Below are 17,599 nucleotides of genomic sequence, written 5' to 3' on the forward strand. Positions count from 1 at the left end.
AGATGGTCCGTTGAGTGTCGCCAGCATTGCCCTGCCCCGCATCCTCCGCATCGGCGGCGGCGCGTCGAAACAGCTGCCCGAAGTGCTCGCGAGTCTGGGCCTCTCGCGGCCGCTGATCGTGACCGACGCCTATCTCGTCAGCAGCGGGCGCGTCGCCGAATTGACCGACGGGCTGGCGGCGGCGGGGATCGCCGCGCGCGCGTTCGCCGAGACTGTGCCCGACCCGACGGTGGCGTCGATCGATGCCGGGGTCGCGTTCCTGATGAAGGGCGAGCATGACTGCGTCGTCGGCTTCGGCGGCGGCAGCCCGCTCGACAGCGCGAAGGCGATCGCGCTGCTCGGCCTCCACGGCGGGGCGATGGCCGACTATAAAGCGCCGCATGTTCAGGACACGCCGGGGCTGCCGGTGATCGCGATCCCGACGACCGCGGGCACGGGGTCGGAGGCGACGCGCTTCACGATCATCACCGACGAGGCGACCGACGAGAAGATGCTGTGCCCGGGGCTCGCTTATCTGCCCGTCGCGGCGCTGGTCGATTATGAGCTGACCTTTACGAAGCCCAAGCGGCTGACCGCCGATACGGGGATCGATTCGCTGACGCATGCGATCGAGGCCTATGTGTCGAAGCGCGCGAACCCGTTCAGCGACGGCATGGCGCTGCTCGCGATGCGCGCGATCGCACCCAATTTGCGCCGCGTATGTGCCGACCCGATGGATGCGGCGGCGCGCGAGGCGATGATGCTGGGCGCGACGCAGGCGGGGATCGCTTTCTCGAACAGCTCGGTCGCGCTGGTCCACGGGATGAGCCGGCCGATCGGTGCGCATTTCCATGTCCCGCACGGGCTGTCGAACGCGATGCTGCTGCCGGCGGTGACGGCGTGGTCGGCGCCCGCGGCGCTCACCCGCTATGCCGACTGCGCGCGGGCGATGGGGGTCGCCGATGAGGCCGAGGGCCACCAATCGGCGGTGGCGCGGCTGCTCGATGAACTCGCGGCATTGAACCGCGAGCTCGAGGTGCCGGGGCCGGCGACGTGGGGGATCGACGCGGCGCGCTGGGAGGGACTGGTCCCGACGATGTGCGCGCAGGCGGCAGCGTCGGGATCGCCCGCGAACAACCCGCGCGTGCCCGATGCCGAAGAGATGGCGATGCTCTATGGGCAGGTCTGGGCAAGCTAGCGATGGAAATCCGGCGCTATGCGGCATCCGACTTCGACGAGGTGAAAACGCTTTGGGAAGAGGCGTTTCCGAACGATCCGCCGTGGAACCGCGCCGACGTCGCGATCCCCGCCAAGCTCGCTTTCCAGCCTGACCTGTTTTTCGTCGCGCTCGACGGAGGCGCGGTGATCGGATCGGTGATGGCGGGTTACGACGGGCATCGCGGCTGGCTCTATTCGGTGGCGGTGCGGCGAGCGTGCAAGCGCGGCGGCGTGGGAACGGCACTCGTCCGCGAAGCCGAACGGGCGCTGCACGCGCTGGGATGCGAAAAGATCAACCTGCAGGTCCGCGCGGCGAACGAGGCGGTCGTCCAATTCTATCGCGCGCTGGGATATGCGGTCGAGGACCGCATCAGCCTCGGCCGGCGGCTTTAGGGTCGGGGTTGCGCAGATGCTCGATCAGCGGCAGATCGAGCCACGCGTGGCGCTGCTCGGCCCATACGGCCTGTTCGGGCATCGGAAAGTCAGGATCGGCAAACGCCCCCGCCGCGACGCCGATCAGGTGCGGAAGCCGGTCGGGCTCCCACCACAGCGACGATCCGCAGTCGGGGCAAAAATGGAAGGATACGTCGCGGCCGCTGGCCGACGGGCGCTTGAAAGCCTTGGCGCCCGCGACGGGCAATGTCACACGCTCGCGGGGAAAAAAGGCCGCGACGCTGAAGAGCGATCCGGTTCGCCGCTGGCAATCGAAGCAATGGCAGAGCGATACCTTCGCCGGATCGCCGGTGCAGATGAGGACGAGCTTGCCGCAGTGACAGGAGGCGGTGCGTTCCATGATCCGAAGGCATATCACCGCGCGGCAAGCAAACAAGACGCGCCGATCGCCCCGCCATCGCCGCTTCGTTCATTGACCTGTAAGCTGCACCCTGCTTAAGCGCGCTCGCCCCGCCTCCCGCTCTCCTACGTCTCGATGTGGAGGCGGGGCATCTCTTTCAAAAATCTCATCATTGCGGGTCCGGCAAACCGTCAGGCGTAGCCCTTATGGGAGTCGCTCTCCCATCGCGATTTGCAGCACCGCATACCATTCGGCGCGCGTCCAGCGCGGGATGAACGCCTGCGGAATTTCCCTGATCCGTTCGACCTTCTGCGTGCCGACGATCGGGATCGGACGCGCGGGGTGCGCCATCACCCAGCTATAGGTCGCCGCAGCGCGCGAGACGCCATGTTCAGCGGCTTTCGCGTCGAGCAGCGCGGCGACCGCCTGCCCGCGTTCGTCCGCCGGATCGCCAAGGCGGCCGCCGCCAAGCGGCGACCAGGCGAGGAAGGCCATGCCCTGCTCCATCGACTGGTCGAAAAGGCCATCGAAGAGCGGGGCGAGGTGAAGCGGCGAAAATTCGCTCTGGTGGCTGACCAGCGGGACGGGAAGGAAGCGAGCGAGCGCCGATGTCTGCGCGGGCGTGAAGTTGGAGACGCCGATTGCCCCGATCTTTCCAGCGCGGTGCGCCTCTTCGAGTGCGCGGGCGACCTCCTGCGGGTGGGCGAGCAGGTCGGGGCGGTGGATCTGCCACAGCTCGACCCGGTCGGTACGCAGGCGGCGGAGCGAAGCATCGATCGCCGACGCCATATAGGGCGCGCTGCTGTCATAGGGCACGCCCGGGATGATCCCGCCCTTCGTCGCGAGAACCATCGCGTCGCGCAATCCGGGAGCGTCGGCGAAGACCTCGCCGAGTAGGGTTTCGGCCGATCCGAAGCCGCCGGGCGCGTCGAAGCCATAGATGTCGGCGGTGTCGAACAGCGTCACACCCGCCTCGAACGCCGCGTCGATACGCGCGCGGGCGATGGCGAGGTCGACGCCGGCGAAGCGCCACATGCCCCAGGCGATGGGCGCGACCCCGTGCCCGGCGATATCCACAGGAGCGGGCGCGGGAAGATGGACCGCCATCGGTCAGAGCCCGAGCAGCTTGCGCGCGTTGCCCGAACGGATTTGCGCGCGCTCCTCGTCGGTCAGGTCGAGCTTCGCGAAGGCCTCGAGCGTCTTGGGCAGCGAAATTTGCGGGAAATCCGAAGCAAGCAGCACATGGTCGACCCCGACGTTGCGGATCGTCCAGACATATTCCTCCTCGATCGGCGAGTCCGCCGCGAGGATCACGCTCGCCGAAATGTCGAAATAGATATTGTCGGCGAAGAGATTTTCGGCGGTGCGCGCGAGCGCGAGGATATTCCAGAAACGGAAGCCGAGCCCCCCCATATGGCCGAAAATGAACTTCGTCTTCGGCGCCGCAAGCGCGAGGTTGAAGAGTTTCTCATTGTCGCTGGGGACGATGCTGGCATTGTCCATGACGACGATCAGCCCCTTATCCCCCGCATGCTTGACGAGCGTCAGCACGCGCGGGTCGGCGGCGTCGAATTTCTGGGTGTGCGGGTGGATCTTGAGCAGGCGGACGCCGCGCGCGGCGACGCGGTCGACTTCGGCGAGCGCGGCGTCGCCGTCATAGGGGTGGACGGTCGTAATGGGGATCATGTCGGGGTTCTTCGCGGCGAGCGCGATCAGCGCGTCGTTGCGCTGGGCTATGTCGGCGGGATTGCCCGCAAGCGCCTGATTGGGACCGCCGAACCACATCGCGCCGAAGGCGTCGACCGACTGGCCGGCGGCTTTCAGCTGCGCCCGATATTCGGCGAGCGACGCCGCGCCCTTGTGCAGGTGAACATGGGTGTCGACGACGGCGCTCTGCGCGAGGACGGAAACCGACGGTGTAAGCAAGGCGATCGAAAGCAGCAGGGCTCGCATGATGTCTCCAGTGCGCGAGGGGAGGAATGTCCCCGACCTGCCACAAAGGATGCGCGCCGCCAATTACCTCGGCGCGGCGGACCTCAATTGGTCCAGTAAATATAGTCCTGTCCGTCCTTCCACGGCGCGTCGAGCGGCACGTCGATCCGCACCGGCCCTTCGACCAGCCCCGGCCAGATCGGCTTGGCCATGCCCTTGTTCTGCGCCTCGATCATCGCGCTGAGTTCGGCGACGCGCCGCGGATCGCGCGCGGCGAGATCGTGGCGTTCGGTCGGGTCGGTCGCGAGATTGTAGAGGCGCGCCTTGTCGGGTCGCTTCGTCACCTGCAATTTCCAGTCGCCCGCGCGCACGGCGCGATAGTCGCCCGAACGCCAGAACATCGCGGGGCGCTTCGCGGGGCCGGCGAGGATATTTTCGCTGTCGATCGTCCGATCCTGCGGCAGGTTTGCGCTGGCGGCCGCGGCGATCGTCGCGAAAATGTCGAGATGGCCCGTGACATCGGTCCGCTGCGTGCCCGCCGTGATCGCCGCTGGCCAGCGCATGAACAGCGGCGTCCGGATTCCGCCTTCGAAGAAGGTCGCCTTCCAGCCGCGGAACGGCGCGTTCAGGTCGGGCATGCCATTATACCAGGCGCCACCATTGTCGCTGGTGAAGATGACGAGCGTATTGTCGTCGATCCTCGTCTCTTTGAGCTTTGCCATCACGTCGCCAATGCGGCGGTCGAGCTGCGCGATCATCGCGCCGTAAACGCGCGTCTTGTGATCCTTGATCTGCGGCAGCCGGCCGTAATCGGCTTTGGTCGCCTGGAGCGGCGTATGCGGCGCGTTGAAGGCGAGATATAGGAAGAAGGGCCGGTTCTTATTCGCCTCAATCGCCTCGATCGCCTCATCGGCGAAATAGTCGGTCATGTGCCCCTTCGGATGAAAGCGCTTGCTGCCGTTGAAGGTGACCGCGTGGCGGAGGTTCGCCCAGATGAAGCGGTCGATCGGGTCCCACGACAGCTTGGCGTTGACGCTGTCCGGATCATCCTCGGGCAGGAACATCGCGGCGCCCGCGAGGATCGCGAGGCTTTCGTCGAAGCCTTGGCGCTGCGGCTGCAGCTGCGGCGCTTCGCCGAGATGCCATTTGCCGATGTGGAGCGTGTGATAGCCCGCCGCCTTCACCGCCTCGGCGATGGTCACTTCGTTCGCCGGGACGCCCATGTCGGGATAGGCGGGAATGTCGGGGGTGATCAGTTCGTCGTGGAAGATCGCGCGGTGCGGCCCGACGCCTTCGCCGTGCGCGAGGTTCTCGGCGAACTCGACCGGCACCGCCGTATATTCGAAGCCGAAGCGCGTTGGATAGCGCCCCGTCATCATCGCGGCGCGCGACGGCGAGCAGGTCGCGTTCGCGGCATAGGCGGTGGTGAAATCGACGCCTTCGCGTGCGAGCGCGTCGATGTTGGGTGTCTTGACGACCCCCGCCACCCCGCCGCCGTTGAGGCTGATGTCGTTATAGCCGAGGTCGTCGGCGACGATCAGTATGATGTTCGGCGGGCGCTGGCCCTCCGGCGCCTGGGCCGGTCCTTGCTGCCAGGCGACCGCGCGGTTCGGCTGCACCGGATCGTTCCAGTCCTGGAGGATGCCGGGGATGCGATATTTATTCGCCTCATACGCCCAATATCCGCCGGCGCCGGCGAGCAATAATGCGGAGAGGGCCGCCCATCTCTTCTTCATCATCTTCACCCATATCGCGTGTCAAATTGCCGCAAAAACAATTGACACTATATGTGTCACTATATTGGCCGGGACGCAAGATCGTTTGACCCCGGCGCCAAGTCGGGCCAGCAGGGGTGCCATGGCGACAGGGCTGGGAAAATCGAGCGCGCAACAGGTCGCATCGCCGCGGGTCGACGGGCGCCGCGAACGCGGGCGGTCGAGCCATCGGCGCATCGTCGAGGCGATGATGGAGCTGATCGTCGGGGGCGACCTGTCGCCGAGCGCGGCGCGCGTCGCCGAGGAAGCGGGCATTGGGCTGCGCACCGTGTTTCGCCATTTCGACGATATGGACGCGCTTTATGCCGAGATTACCGCGACGATCACCGAAGAGGTGATGCCGGTGGTGATGGCGCCCTATCCCGACCAGCCGTGGCGCGACAATATCCGCGAGCTTGTCGGCCGCCGCGTGCGGGTGTTCGAAACGACGCTGCCCTTCCGCCTCGCCGCCAATATCAAACGCTATCAGTCGCCCTTCCTGATGGGACAATATAGCCGCGTCGTGATGATCGAGCGCGAGTTGATCCTGCGCCTGTTGCCGGCCGCCGTGCGCGCCGACCGGATCGGCGTCGAAGCGCTGTGCGCCGCGCTGTCCTTTCACAGCTGGCGCACGCTGCGCCACGACCAGAGCCTGTCGGCCGAGGAAGCGGGCACGGTGATGGGGCGGATGGTCGAGGCGCAGATGGCGGCGATCGCCGCCGACTGAATGCCTATCTGCGTGCGCGGCGCCGGCGGCGCAGACCCCAGATCAGACCCGATAGCAGGAGGGCGAACGCGCCCACCCACAGGCCGAAGCGGATCAGGCGCGGCTTGCCCTGCTGTTCGAAGGCATAACGGTTGATCTGTTCGTCGGCGGTATAGCCCGCGGGCATGTCGAGCACGCCGTTCGCCTTCGCATAAGCGCGATAATCGGCCATCATCGTCTTGAAGCGATCGGGCTGGGCGGCGGCGAGGTCGCGCGTCTCGCCGGGATCGGTCTTGAGGTTGAAAAGCCGCCACTCGCCGTCGCCGGTGGGCGGCAGATTGCGCACCAGCTTGTAATCGCCGCGGAACAGCGCCGCATTGCCCGACAGTTCATAGCCGAGCGGCGCGTCGCCGTGGACGCTTCCCGTGCCGCCCTTCAGCACCGGAACGAGGCTGCGACCCGTCACAGGCTCGACCGCCCTGCCCCGCCAGTTCCCGCCATGGCCGGACACGCCGGCAAGCTCGGTCAGCGTCGGCAAGATGTCGGTGACATGCGCCAGCCCGTCGCTGATCCCGCCCGCACGAATATCGGCATGGCCGGGCCAGGCGATGATCAGCGGGACGCGCAGCCCGCCTTCGGTCGCGCTGAACTTGTAGCCCGACAGCGGCGACGCCGCGGCGCTCGCCCAGCCGGGACCGATCGCCGAGAAACTGCCGCGCCGCCCGATGTTCGCGGTCGACAGGTCATATTGCATGCCTAGGAACAGCCGGTTACGCAGGCTATTGAACGGATTGGTCGGCTCGGCGCCATTGTCCGAGAGGAATACGAAGATCGTATTGTGATAGTCGCCGGCCGCCTTGAGGTGCGCGACGAGGCGACCAACCTCACGGTCCATCGCGGTCGCCATGCCGGCATAGGCCTGCATCACGCGCACCGCTGCGGCGCGCTCTTCGTCGCCCAACTTCTTCCAGTCGGGCGTCGTCGGCATGGTGACCATCGGCACACCCGAAGGCACGATGCCGAGCGCCGCCGCGCGTTTCGCGCGCGCTTCGCGGAGTGCGGTCCAGCCGTCGCGATACATCGCCGAATAGCGCGCGATGTCGCTGTCGGGCGCCTGCACCGGAATATGGTTGGCGAGGAAGTTGATCGAGGCAAGGAAGGGTTTGCCGCTCGCGCGCCCCTCCTCGATATAATCGATCATCCGCTGGACGACGAAGCGCGACGAATAATAATCGCTCGGTAGAGTCGCTGGTTTGCCGTTCTCGGTCCAGTTCGCCTTGTCGTACATGCCCTCGATCGGACGCTGTTCGAAATTGTCGGCGCCCGCGTCGGCCAAGCTGAAGGCGCGGTCGTAGCCCCGCGCGTGCGGCAGCCGCGTGCCGTCGCTGCCGAGATGCCATTTGCCGGTAAGGTAGGTGCGATAGCCCGCCGCCTTCAAAAGCTCACCGATCGTCACGACGCGGTGATTCATCACCGTGTCGTAACCGGGCTTGCCGCGATGTTCGTCGGGGATCGTCTCGGGCATGTTGCCGAGGCCGTTTCGGTGGTTCATCACCCCCGTCTGCAGCATGGCGCGCGACGGCGAGCAGGACCCCGCGACATGGAAATTCGAGAAGCGCATCCCGGCATAAGCGAGCGCGTCGATATTGGGGGTCGCGAATTCGGCGCCGAAGGAGCCGACGTCCGAAAAGCCCCAGTCGTCGGCGAGCAGGATAACGATGTTCGGACGGCCCGGCGTAGGCTTTTCGGGCTGCGCCTCCACGGGAAAAGCGCCGATCAGGGCGGCGATGGCGATGATGGCAGCACGCCGGGACCCGCCTATGCGACCCAGCCTAGTGGTCCTCCAGCGTACTGCCATCACTCCCACCCCCTCGGGATATGGCACTTACTATGTCAATATATTGCCGAGTCAATGGCCGATGCAGGATACGGACCCTAACGCTCGCTATAGTCGGGAGCGCGCTTTTCAAGGAAAGCGGCGAGCGCCTCGCGATGATCCTCGGTCGCCGAAAGGATGACCTGCTGCCGGTCCTCGATCGCCATCGCGGCCTCGAGGCCGGGCGCGTCGATGTTGAGATTGAGCGCCTGTTTCGAGAGACGGAGACCATAAGGCGAGGTCGCGAGCATCTCGTCGGCGAGCGCGAGGCCGCGGTCGAGCAACGCTTCCTTATCGACGATCTCGCTGACAAGGCCCGCGCGCAGCGCACGTTCGGCGTCGATGAAGCGGCCGGTGAGAATCATCTCGGACGCGAGGCTCGCCCCGACGAGCCGCGGCAGGAAATAGCTCGACGCCATGTCGCAGCCGCCGAGGCCAATGCGGATATAGGCGGCGTTGCAGCGGAACGACGGCGCCGCATAGCGCACGTCGGACGCGAGCAGCAGCGACAGCCCGCCGCCGCACGCCGCGCCGTGGCCAAGCGAGACGATCGGCTGCGGACAGGCGCGCATCTTGCGATAGATGTTGCCGATGCTCGTCTGGGTGCGCAGCGTGCGCAGCACCGGCGTCTCGTCGGACGAACGGTCCTCCTGAATGTCGAGCCCGGCGCAGAAGCCGCGTCCGGCGCCGCGCAATATGACGACGCGGACGTCGGGGCGCTCGGCGAGCCCGCCGAAATAGGCATTGAGTTCGTCGACCAGCCCCTCGTTCAGCGCGTTGAGGCGCTCGGGCCGGTTGAGCGTCGCGATCTCGACCGCGCCGCGACGTTCGATCAAAAGCTCGCTCATAAGGTCTGTCCGTCGTCGATGGTGATCACGCTGCCCGTGATGCCGAGCGCGGCGTCGGAACAGAGCAGGAGCAGCGGCGCGTGGAGGTCGCTCGGCGGGCGCATCCGCTGGCGCGGGAAGCTCTTCACCATCGCCGCGCCAGTGTCGCTGTCGAACAGTTCGGCGGTCATTTCGGATTCGAAATAGCCCGGCTGGATCACATTGACGCTGATCCCGCGCCGCGCCCATTCGCGCGCGAGCGCCTTACCCAGATGGCGCACCGCCGCCTTGGTCGCACCATAGACCGAGGTCGCGGGAAAGACCTTTTCGGCGGTGATCGAGCCGATCAGGACGATGCGGCCGTGCTGCTTTTCGCGGCTGCCCGCCTTGTCGAGCCGCTTCGCGCCTTCGGTCGCGGTCAGGAATACGCCGCGGACGTTGGCGGCGAGCAGGAAGTCGACGTCTTCGACCGAGAGCCCCATCGCCATCTTTTCGGTCGCGACGCCGGCGTTGGCGACAATCGTATCGACCGTGCCGAACGCGGCCTCGGCGGCATCATAGGCGGCCTTGGTCGATGCCTCGTCGGTGACGTCCATGCTGACGGCGATCGCCTGCCCGCCCGCCGCTTCGATCGCGGCGACCTGTTCGGCGAGCTTGTCGGCGCGGCGCGCGGCGAGCACGACCTTCGCCCCCGCAGCGGCGAGCGCCTTCGCAAAGCCCGCGCCGAGCCCCGACGACGCCCCGGTCACCAGCGCGACACGCCCCGTCAGATCGAACTTCGGTTGCTCGGCCATCATCTTCCCTTCCTTCGTTTGCTACGCATTGGTCGCGATTGACGTTTACGTCAACGGGCAGGGCCACGGGGAAAAGGGAGATACGGGGTTGACGAAGCCTCTTTGTTCTCTTAATGTTCTTCTTGTGCACAACGAACCTCATCCCCCGTCGCGGCTGCCGAGCGTAGCGGGCGGGGGATAAAGGTCCGGTCAGCGCCCTTCGCCGGACTTGACGATATACTCGCGATCCTCGGCCGGCACATAGTCCCGGATCAACAGCACCCTCGCAACTTGACGCACCGGCGAGATCCCGGCCTTCGCCGGGATGACGATTCAGCAAAGGGCGCGGGGTCTGCCGATGACGTCAGGGCGTACGGCGGGCGGTCGATAGCGAATAGGGACGCGCCGCTACTGCCTTGCCCCATTCGGCATCGGGCTTCGCCTGCATTATGAAACGGAGCGTGCCGCCGCTGCGGATTTCGGCGTCCGAAATCCAGCTTCGCGTCAGCGGCTTGCCGTTGAGTTCGACCTTCCCGACATAGGGATTGGCGTCGGACAGCCCGACCGTCTCGACGGTGAAACGCTTGCCGTCGGGCAGGCCCAGCACCGCGCGATCGACGAAGGGGCGCCCGATCACATATTGGTTCGACCCCGGCGCGACGGGGTAGAAGCCGAGGCTCGTGAACACGAGCCACGCCGACATCTGGCCGAGGTCGTCGTTGCCCGACAGGCCGTCGGGGGTGGGCTTATACTGGCTGTCGACGATCTGTTTCAGCCGCTCCTGCGTCCGCCAAGGCGCGCCGGCAAAAGCGTAGAGATAGGCGACATGGTGGCTCGGCTCGTTGCCGTGGATATATTGGCCGATCAGCCCGGCGATATCCTCGGCATGGCTATAGTCGAGCTTCGAAATGTCATAGTCGAACATCGCGTCGAGCTTGGCGATCGTCTTGGCATCGCCGCCGAGAATGCGGAAGAGCGCGGCCTGATCCTGCGGGACGAACCAGCTGTACTGCCAGGCGTTGCCCTCGGTATAGTCCGAGCCATAGTTGATCGCGGTGGGATCGAACGGAGTGCGGAAGCTTCCGTCGGCCTTGCGCGCGCGCAGCCAGCCGGTCTTGGCATCGAAGCTGTTCCGCCAATAGCCGGCGCGCTTGTAGAAGCGGTTGGCGATGTCCTTGCGGCCCATCTTCTCCGCCATGCGTGCGATCGTCCAGTCGTCATAGGCATATTCGACGGTTTTCGATGCCGCTTCGGGCTCGCGGTCGATCGCGACATATCCGAGCTTCATATAGTCGCCGAGCCCGCCATAGGGGGCATAGTCGGCACTCGCGACCATTGCGTCCAATGCCTCGTCGGCGTCGAAATCGCCCACGCCCTTCAGATAGGCGTCGGCGATCACCGGAACCGCGTGATAGCCGATCATCGTCCAGGTTTCGCGGCCGTGGAACTGCCAGACGGGGAGGATGCCGTGCGGGCTGGCCTTGCGGCTCGCGACAAGCGATTTGACGATGTCGCTGTTGGTTTGATCAGGCGCGACCAGCGTCAGCAGCGGATGCTGCGCGCGGAAGGTGTCCCAGAGCGAAAAGGTCGAGCGGAAGGTGAAATCCTTCGCGGTGTGGATCTGGTCGTCGGGGCCGCGATAGCGCCCGTCGACGTCGCTCCACACGCTCGGCGCCAGCAGGCTGTGGTAGAGCGCGGTGTAGAGATTGGTACGCATCGGCGCAGGCGCTTCGATCTGAAGCGCGCCCAAAGCCTTGCGCCATTCGCCTTCGGTGCGCGCACGGACGGTATCGAAGTCGGCACCCCCAGCTTCTTTTTCGGCGGCATCGAGGTTGGCGACCGCGCCCGCTTCGTCGACGCCCGAGAGCGCGACGCGGACTTCGAGCGGGCCGGTTAGCGCGCCGAAATCGAGGCGGGCTTCGAGCGCCTTGCCGAGCTTTTCGGCGAGCGCGTCGCTGCCGCGGCCGGGGGGATGGAAACCCTTGTACGGAATTTTCTCGTCGCGATCGAGGAAGGCGTGGTCCTTGAGCGGCGCGGAGAAGCGCATCGCGAAGAAGAGCTTGCGCCCCGGCGCCCAGCCGCGCGTCTCGCGAAAGCCGGTGAGCGTGCCGTCGGAGCGAAGGTGGAGGCCCGACCAGAGGATCTTGCCGGGATAGTCATAGAGCGACGAGCGGAGATCGAGGAGCAGATGTGCCTGCTTGCCCGTGGGGAAGCTGTAGCGATGGACGCCGACGCGCGTCCCCGCGGTGAGTTCGGCGCGGATGCCGGAATCAGCAAGGGTCACGGCATAATAGCCGGGGCTCGCCCTTTCGGTGTCGTGGCTGAAGCGCTGGCGATAGCCCGAGCCGGGTTGTTTGGGATCGCCGGGATCCAGCTTCACCTCTCCAACCTGCGGCATGACGAGGATGTCGCCGAGGTCCGAATGGCCCGCGCCCGAAAAATGCGTGTGGCTGAAACCCTGGATCGTCGGGTCGTGGTAGCTGTAGCCCGCGGCATGATCGTAGCAGTCGCGGATCTGGCACGTCGCGTCGGTGTCGGGCGACAGCTGGACCATGCCGAAGGGCGCCGTCGCGCCGGGGAAGGTGTGGCCTTCGGGGCCGGTGCCGATCATCGGATCGACGAAGGCGAGCGGATCGGGCGCCGGCTGCTCGGCGAAGGACTGGATCGGCATAAGGGCGAGCAGCGCGGCGGCGGCGGTCAGGCGTTTCATCGCGCCCTTGTGCCGCGAAGGCACCGCCCTGTCCAACGGCGCGGCGCCCGCCCTGCTCACGCCGCAACCCCCACCGCGTCCATCGCGAGCGCGATCGCGCCGAGCGGCCCTGCCATCGTCCCGAGTTCGGGCGCGATGACATAGGCGCCACCGCCGGGGATCTGCATATAGCCCGCGAGGCTCGCCTCGAGCCGCGCGTTGATCCGCGGGAGCAGTTGCGGCTGGCCGGCGAGCACGCCGCCGCCCATCGCGACGCGCATCGGTCCGGTCGTGCAGGCGAGCGAATGGACCATCGATGCCAGCGTGTGCACGATCGGTTCCCAGACGGGATCGTCCGCCGCGACGTCGGCCAGCGACCGGCCGCCCAGCCGGGCCTTCAATGCGGTGCCGGAAGCGAGGCCTTCGACGCAATCGTCATGAAAGCGGCAGACGCTCGGCACCTCGTCGCCCGCGAGGCGCGGGACGAGAATATGGCCGATCTCGCTGTGGCTGAAACCGCGCGTCGGCTTGCCGTGGACGACCAGCCCGACGCCGACCCCGGTGCCGACGGTGACATAGGCGAAATCGTCGAGGCCGCGCCCGCTGCCCCAGCGAATTTCGGCGAGCGCGGCGCCATTGACGTCGGTGTCGAAACCGATCGGAACGGGAAAGGCCGACTTCAACGGACCGAGCAGGTCGGCGCCTTCCCAATCGGGCTTGTTCGTGGCGCCGACGCGGCCATAGTCGGCCTTTACGGGATCGACCCGGATCGGACCAAAGGACGCGACACCGATACTGCAAAAACCGGGCGCCCGCGCCCAGCCGTCGAGCACCGCCAGAATCGCGGGCAGCGTTTCCGACGGCACGGTCGTCGCGATCGTGCGCTGGTCGCGGATCTCGCCCGGTCCCGCGGCGAGCGTGCAGATACATTTGGTGCCGCCCAGCTCGATGCCGGCGAACAGGCGCACTTCGCCGCGGTCTGCTACTGGACCATCCATCAGCGCCACCCCTTCGCCCGATCGCTCAGGCTTGTGGCGGGCGCCGCGCTGCAGCGCAAGGCCGAACGTGGCGGGATCTGGAGAGATTTCACGAGACATTCCGTTCTTATCATTTTCTTTTCGCTATCAATTGTCTTTGTCGGAATCACGCCGGAGTGGAGCCGAAGGACGGCGGGCGGTCGGCTTTCGCGGTCCCGAACGCCGAGGGTTTGGCGCCCATTTCGAAGACGAGTTCGCCGCCGCCGATCAGGTCGGAATGCGCGATCCAGTTCTTGCTCCACGGCTGGCCGTTCCAGGTGACCGACTGCACATAGGGGCGGTCGGGGCCATTGCCCTCGGCGCGGACGGTCAGCGTCTTGCCCGCGCCCACGGTGACCTCGGCGACGTCGAACAAGGGCGAGCCGAAGACATAGACCGCGCTCACCGGATCGACCGGGTAGAGGCCGAGCGCCGAGAGAATGAACCAGGCGCTCATCTGGCCGCAATCGTCGTTGCCGATCACGCCGTCGGGGTCGTTCTTGTACATTTCGGTCAAGAGCCGCCGGACCATCGCCTGCGCCTTCGCGGGCGCGCCGCAATAGGCGTACATATAGGCGACGTGGTGATTGGGTTCGTTGCCGTGCGCATATTGGCCGACGAGCCCCGAGATGTCGGGCGGCGCATTGTCGGGCAGGGTCGAGGGCGCGTTGAACAGCGCGTCGAGCTGTTTCTCGAACGCCGCGTCGCCGCCGAAATGCTCGATCAGGCCGTAGATGTCGTGCTGGTTGAGGAAGGTCGCCTGCCAGCCGTTCGCCTCGGTATAATCGCGCCATTTCTTGACGTTATGGCCGATCTGGACGGGATCATAATCCTGCCACCAGCTTCCGTCCTTGAAGCGCGGGCGCGCGAAACGCGTTTCGGGGTCGATGACGCCGCGGTAGTTCTGCGCGCGCTTGCGCAGCGCTACGGCGTCTTCCTTAGCGCCGACTGCATCGGCGAGATGCGCCATCGCCCAGTCGTCGTAAGCATATTCCTGCGTCCGGCTGACCGACTCCCACACCTCGTCGCAGGGAATGTAGCCGAGATCGTAGTAGAAGCCGCGGCCCAGCGTGCTGTCGATATCCTTGTAATCGCGGTCGAAGGCGCGGCGGCGGATATTCGGCCAGGCGGCGGCATAGTCCGCCTTGATTCCTTTCGCCTGCGCCTCGGCGAGCACCGACACGCCATGCCAGCCGATCATGCACGCGGTCTCGACCCCTTGGAGCGGCCAGACGAGCGGGCCCGCGGGGCTTTGCGCCGTCTGACGGCAGATGTCGCGGGTCAGGAGCGCGGCGCGATCGGGATCGATCAGCGTCAAGAGCGGATGGAGCGCGCGATAGGTGTCCCACAGCGAATAGGTGCTGAACGCCTCTTCGCCCTTCGCGGCCTGATGCACCTGCCGGTCGAGCCCGACATAGCGGCCGTCGCGATCGGTGAAGAGCGTCGGCGCGAGCTGCGCGTGATAAAGCGCGCTCGCCATGATGACGCGCTGTGCCTCGGTGCCGCCCGACACGCGGACGCCGCCGAGCGCCTTCGTCCAGGTGCCGCGCGCGGCCTTCACCGCGCCATCGAAATCCCAGGCGGGCGCCTCCTGTTCCAACGCATCGCGCGCGCCCTTTACGTCGACCGCCGAAAGGCCGGTCTTGATCATGATCGGTGGACCACCGGCATCGTCGAAGAAGAAGGCGACCTTGAGCTTGTTGCCCTTGATCGACTTCGCCCCGTCGGGGGCGGGCTTGCCGTCGTCGCCGAAGAATTGGACGCGGTCGGGCCTCCGCGACATCCGCATCGCGAAATGGATGTGGCGGCCCTTGGCCCAGCGATTGACCTGCCGGCTGCCGGTGAGCATGCCATCCTCGCCCAGATCGAGCGAGGCGTTTTCGACGACGATGCCCTTGTCCCAATCATCCTCGATCGCATGCGCGAAATCGATCAGGATATGGCCCGCCCCCTGCCCGAAATGATAGCGGTGGAGCCCGCAACGTTCGGTGACGGTCAGCTCGGCGAGCACGCCGGTTTCGAGCTTGACGCGGTAATAGCCGGGCTCGGCATGTTCGTCCGAATAACGCTGGCGAAAGCCCTCGCCGGGTTTCTCGATCGTGCCCGGCTCGAGCTTCAATTCGCGCCGCGTCGGCACGACGAGGACGTCGAGCATGTCGCCGATGCCGGTGCCCGAGAGGTGCGTGTGGCTGAACCCCATGATCGAGCCGTCTTTCTGGTGATAGCCCGAACAGGCATCCCAGCCATGGGTGTTCGTATCGGGGCTGAGTTGCGCCATCCCGAACGGCAGCGATGCGCCGGGAAAGGTGTGGCCGTGGCCGCCGGTCCCGATGAAGAGGTTGGGTTTGCCCACGGCGAGCGCCTCGCCCCCGCCCGCGACGCGCGAGCAGCCGGCTGGGATTGCTCCGCCGAGCGCGAGCAGGCCCGTCGTGGCGAGAAGCTGGCGGCGGCTGGTCGTGATCATCAATTGGCCTTTAAGCTTTTGAGGTTGGTATCGCCCTCACCCTTCCGGCGCTTCGCGCCTCCCTCCCTCTCCCACCGGGCGAGGGAAAGAGCGCCGCAGGCGCGAAAGGGTGAGGGTGGCGTAATCTTCACAGCGGCCGCGCAAGCAGCGCGGGGCGCTTGTCGGCGACTTCGACGATCAGCTGACCGAACAGCGCGTTCGCCCACGCGAACCAGCTGCGCGTGAAATTCTTGGGATCATCCTTGTGGAAGCTTTCGTGCATGAAGCCGGTGCCGCCGTGCGTCGTCTTGAGCCAGCGCAGGCATTGCAGGATCGTCGCATCGTCGTCGGCGTTCATCGCGCGGGTGATGATCGACATCGGCCAGATCATGTCGAGCCCGATGTGCGGCCCGCCGATCCCCTCGGCCGCCGTGCCCTTGAAGAAATAGGGGTTGCGTTCGGACCAGGCGAGTTCGGCGGTGCGACGGAAAAGCGGATCGTTGCGGTCGACGACGTCGATCAGCGGCAGGCCCGACAGGCTCGGCACATTGGCGTCGTCCATGAACACCCAGTTGCCGAAGCCGTCGATCTCATAGGCCCAGACCTGACCGCCCTTGCCATCGTCGATCAGCGCATGGGCTTTCAGCGCCGCCTCGACCTCGGCGGCGAGCGTCTCGGCCGCGGTCGCGGCCGCATTGTCGCCGCGCGCTTCGCGGTGGACGGCCGCGACCTTGCGCAGCACCGATACCGCGAACAGGTTCGACGGGATCAGGAAGGGATAGAGGCACGCATCGTCCGACGGGCGGAACATCGAATGGATCAAGCCGATCTTCTTCGTCGGCCGGCCATAGCCGCCGAGCATCAGACTGTCCGACGGCTGGAGCGCGGGGCGCTGGAATTTATATGGTCCGGGCCCGTCCTTGCGCTGCTGTTCGCGGAAGGTCGCGACCGCGAGCTTCATCGCACGCGACCATGTGTCGTCGAACGGTGCCTTGTCCTTCGTGCGCGTCCAATATTCGTGGCTGAGGCGCATCGCGTAGCAGAGCGAGTCGATTTCCCATTTCCGCTCGGCGACGCCGGGCTTCATCTCGGTCTTGTCGGTGTGCGACCATTCGAGCTTCGACGGCGCGTTCGGGTCCTTGTCGAAGGCGTTGGCATAGGGGTCGATCAGGATGCAGCGCGCCTGCCGCTGGATCAGCCCCTGGAACAATCGCTTGAGCTTCGCGTCCTTCGCGACGAGATGGATATAGGGCTGCACCTGCGCCGAACTGTCGCGCAGCCACATCGCCTCGATATCGCCGGTGATGACGAAGGTGTCGGGGCGGCCGTCGAGCGTGCCCGTCTGGACCGTCGTGTCGAGCGTGTTCGGATAGCAATTTTCGAACAGCCAGGCGAGTTCGGGGTCGGCGATCTTCGCCTTCACGCGCGAGATCTCGGCCTCGATCGCGGGGCTGGTGAAGGCGCGTTCGCCGGGCGCGGGGCGCTTGCTCGCGAAGCTGCCGGTCGCGGCGCGCGCGGCGACGGGCATCGCGGCGGCGAGCGCCAATGCGCCGGCGCCGGCCATGATCTCGCGGCGATTGGGGGTCATGTTCA

14 protein-coding genes are annotated in these 17,599 nt (G+C 66.3%); 3 read left to right on the forward strand and 11 right to left on the reverse strand.

Going from position 1 to position 17,599, the window contains the following annotated elements:
* The first annotated feature begins 10 nt into the window (after positions 1 to 10).
* Both OVY29_RS09225 and OVY29_RS09230 read left to right on the forward strand, forming a co-directional pair.
* On the forward strand, positions 11 to 1,177 hold the full coding sequence (locus OVY29_RS09225) for an iron-containing alcohol dehydrogenase (RefSeq protein WP_037556458.1): 1,167 nt from the start codon (positions 11 to 13) through the stop codon (positions 1,175 to 1,177).
* Between the two features lie 2 nt (positions 1,178 to 1,179).
* Positions 1,180 to 1,590 (forward strand): GNAT family acetyltransferase, encoded by a 411-nt coding sequence (locus OVY29_RS09230; protein ID WP_037556456.1) that lies wholly within the window; start codon positions 1,180 to 1,182, stop codon positions 1,588 to 1,590.
* Here the strand turns inward: OVY29_RS09230 and OVY29_RS09235 are convergent.
* The 4 genes from OVY29_RS09235 to OVY29_RS09250 form a co-directional block, all read right to left on the reverse strand.
* Entirely contained in the window at positions 1,568 to 1,990 is a 423-nt protein-coding gene (locus tag OVY29_RS09235; protein ID WP_037556454.1) for a GFA family protein, read from the reverse strand. The genes OVY29_RS09230 and OVY29_RS09235 overlap by 23 nt on opposite strands.
* Before the next feature lie 204 nt (positions 1,991 to 2,194).
* The gene (locus OVY29_RS09240) at positions 2,195 to 3,097 is read right to left on the reverse strand and encodes an aldo/keto reductase family oxidoreductase (RefSeq protein WP_037556452.1); all 903 of its coding nucleotides are present in this window, start codon (positions 3,095 to 3,097) and stop codon (positions 2,195 to 2,197) included.
* Positions 3,098 to 3,100: 3 nt separating this feature from the next.
* On the reverse strand, positions 3,101 to 3,943 hold the full coding sequence (locus OVY29_RS09245) for an amidohydrolase family protein (protein WP_037556450.1): 843 nt from the start codon (positions 3,941 to 3,943) through the stop codon (positions 3,101 to 3,103).
* An 83-nt stretch (positions 3,944 to 4,026) separates the two neighbouring features.
* Positions 4,027 to 5,661, reverse strand: coding sequence for a sulfatase-like hydrolase/transferase (locus OVY29_RS09250; protein ID WP_235211557.1), 1,635 nt, complete (start codon positions 5,659 to 5,661; stop codon positions 4,027 to 4,029).
* Positions 5,662 to 5,779: 118 nt separating this feature from the next.
* Here OVY29_RS09250 and OVY29_RS09255 point away from each other — a divergent pair, with 118 nt between their 5' ends.
* On the forward strand, positions 5,780 to 6,403 hold the full coding sequence (locus OVY29_RS09255; protein ID WP_052182357.1) for a TetR/AcrR family transcriptional regulator: 624 nt from the start codon (positions 5,780 to 5,782) through the stop codon (positions 6,401 to 6,403).
* Positions 6,404 to 6,407: 4 nt separating this feature from the next.
* Here the strand turns inward: OVY29_RS09255 and OVY29_RS09260 are convergent, their stop codons facing one another.
* The 7 genes from OVY29_RS09260 to OVY29_RS09290 form a co-directional block, all read right to left on the reverse strand.
* Positions 6,408 to 8,240: an arylsulfatase gene (locus OVY29_RS09260; RefSeq protein ID WP_313911185.1), complete on the reverse strand. Its 1,833-nt coding sequence runs from the start codon at positions 8,238 to 8,240 to the stop codon at positions 6,408 to 6,410.
* 77 nt (positions 8,241 to 8,317) lie between these two features.
* Positions 8,318 to 9,106 (reverse strand): enoyl-CoA hydratase/isomerase family protein, encoded by a 789-nt coding sequence (locus tag OVY29_RS09265; RefSeq protein WP_037556446.1) that lies wholly within the window; start codon positions 9,104 to 9,106, stop codon positions 8,318 to 8,320.
* Positions 9,103 to 9,879: an SDR family NAD(P)-dependent oxidoreductase gene (locus tag OVY29_RS09270; protein WP_037556624.1), complete on the reverse strand. Its 777-nt coding sequence runs from the start codon at positions 9,877 to 9,879 to the stop codon at positions 9,103 to 9,105. The genes OVY29_RS09265 and OVY29_RS09270 overlap by 4 nt, the downstream gene beginning before the upstream one ends.
* 343 nt (positions 9,880 to 10,222) lie before the next feature.
* Positions 10,223 to 12,568 carry a GH92 family glycosyl hydrolase gene (locus tag OVY29_RS09275; protein WP_037556623.1) on the reverse strand — a complete coding sequence of 782 codons (2,346 nt, stop codon included), beginning with the start codon at positions 12,566 to 12,568 and terminating at the stop codon, positions 10,223 to 10,225.
* Between the two features lie 56 nt (positions 12,569 to 12,624).
* Positions 12,625 to 13,545: an ROK family protein gene (locus OVY29_RS09280; protein ID WP_052182356.1), complete on the reverse strand. Its 921-nt coding sequence runs from the start codon at positions 13,543 to 13,545 to the stop codon at positions 12,625 to 12,627.
* Between the two features lie 145 nt (positions 13,546 to 13,690).
* On the reverse strand, positions 13,691 to 16,027 hold the full coding sequence (locus OVY29_RS09285; protein WP_313911187.1) for a GH92 family glycosyl hydrolase: 2,337 nt from the start codon (positions 16,025 to 16,027) through the stop codon (positions 13,691 to 13,693).
* 127 nt (positions 16,028 to 16,154) lie between these two features.
* Positions 16,155 to 17,594 carry a glycoside hydrolase family 125 protein gene (locus OVY29_RS09290; RefSeq protein WP_037556621.1) on the reverse strand — a complete coding sequence of 480 codons (1,440 nt, stop codon included), beginning with the start codon at positions 17,592 to 17,594 and terminating at the stop codon, positions 16,155 to 16,157.
* Positions 17,595 to 17,599 lie beyond the last annotated feature (5 nt).

The sequence above is a fragment of the Sphingopyxis sp. SE2 genome (genome assembly GCF_032227185.1).
Taxonomy (GTDB): domain Bacteria; phylum Pseudomonadota; class Alphaproteobacteria; order Sphingomonadales; family Sphingomonadaceae; genus Sphingopyxis.

Bases quoted from the DNA above. Each gene is read 5' to 3' on its own strand.
- OVY29_RS09230 (WP_037556456.1), top strand. From the start codon at position 1,180: ATGGAAATCCGGCGCTATGCGGCATCCGACTTCGACGAGGTGAAAACG.
- OVY29_RS09235 (WP_037556454.1), bottom strand. From the start codon at position 1,990: ATGGAACGCACCGCCTCCTGTCACTGCGGCAAGCTCGTCCTCATCTGC.
- OVY29_RS09240 (WP_037556452.1), bottom strand. From the start codon at position 3,097: ATGGCGGTCCATCTTCCCGCGCCCGCTCCTGTGGATATCGCCGGGCAC.
- OVY29_RS09245 (WP_037556450.1), bottom strand. From the start codon at position 3,943: ATGCGAGCCCTGCTGCTTTCGATCGCCTTGCTTACACCGTCGGTTTCC.
- OVY29_RS09250 (WP_235211557.1), bottom strand. From the start codon at position 5,661: ATGATGAAGAAGAGATGGGCGGCCCTCTCCGCATTATTGCTCGCCGGC.
- OVY29_RS09255 (WP_052182357.1), top strand. From the start codon at position 5,780: ATGGCGACAGGGCTGGGAAAATCGAGCGCGCAACAGGTCGCATCGCCG.
- OVY29_RS09260 (WP_313911185.1), bottom strand. From the start codon at position 8,240: ATGGCAGTACGCTGGAGGACCACTAGGCTGGGTCGCATAGGCGGGTCC.
- OVY29_RS09265 (WP_037556446.1), bottom strand. From the start codon at position 9,106: ATGAGCGAGCTTTTGATCGAACGTCGCGGCGCGGTCGAGATCGCGACG.
- OVY29_RS09270 (WP_037556624.1), bottom strand. From the start codon at position 9,879: ATGGCCGAGCAACCGAAGTTCGATCTGACGGGGCGTGTCGCGCTGGTG.
- OVY29_RS09275 (WP_037556623.1), bottom strand. From the start codon at position 12,568: ATGAAACGCCTGACCGCCGCCGCCGCGCTGCTCGCCCTTATGCCGATC.
- OVY29_RS09280 (WP_052182356.1), bottom strand. From the start codon at position 13,545: ATGGATGGTCCAGTAGCAGACCGCGGCGAAGTGCGCCTGTTCGCCGGC.
- OVY29_RS09285 (WP_313911187.1), bottom strand. From the start codon at position 16,027: ATGATCACGACCAGCCGCCGCCAGCTTCTCGCCACGACGGGCCTGCTC.
- OVY29_RS09290 (WP_037556621.1), bottom strand. From the start codon at position 17,594: ATGACCCCCAATCGCCGCGAGATCATGGCCGGCGCCGGCGCATTGGCG.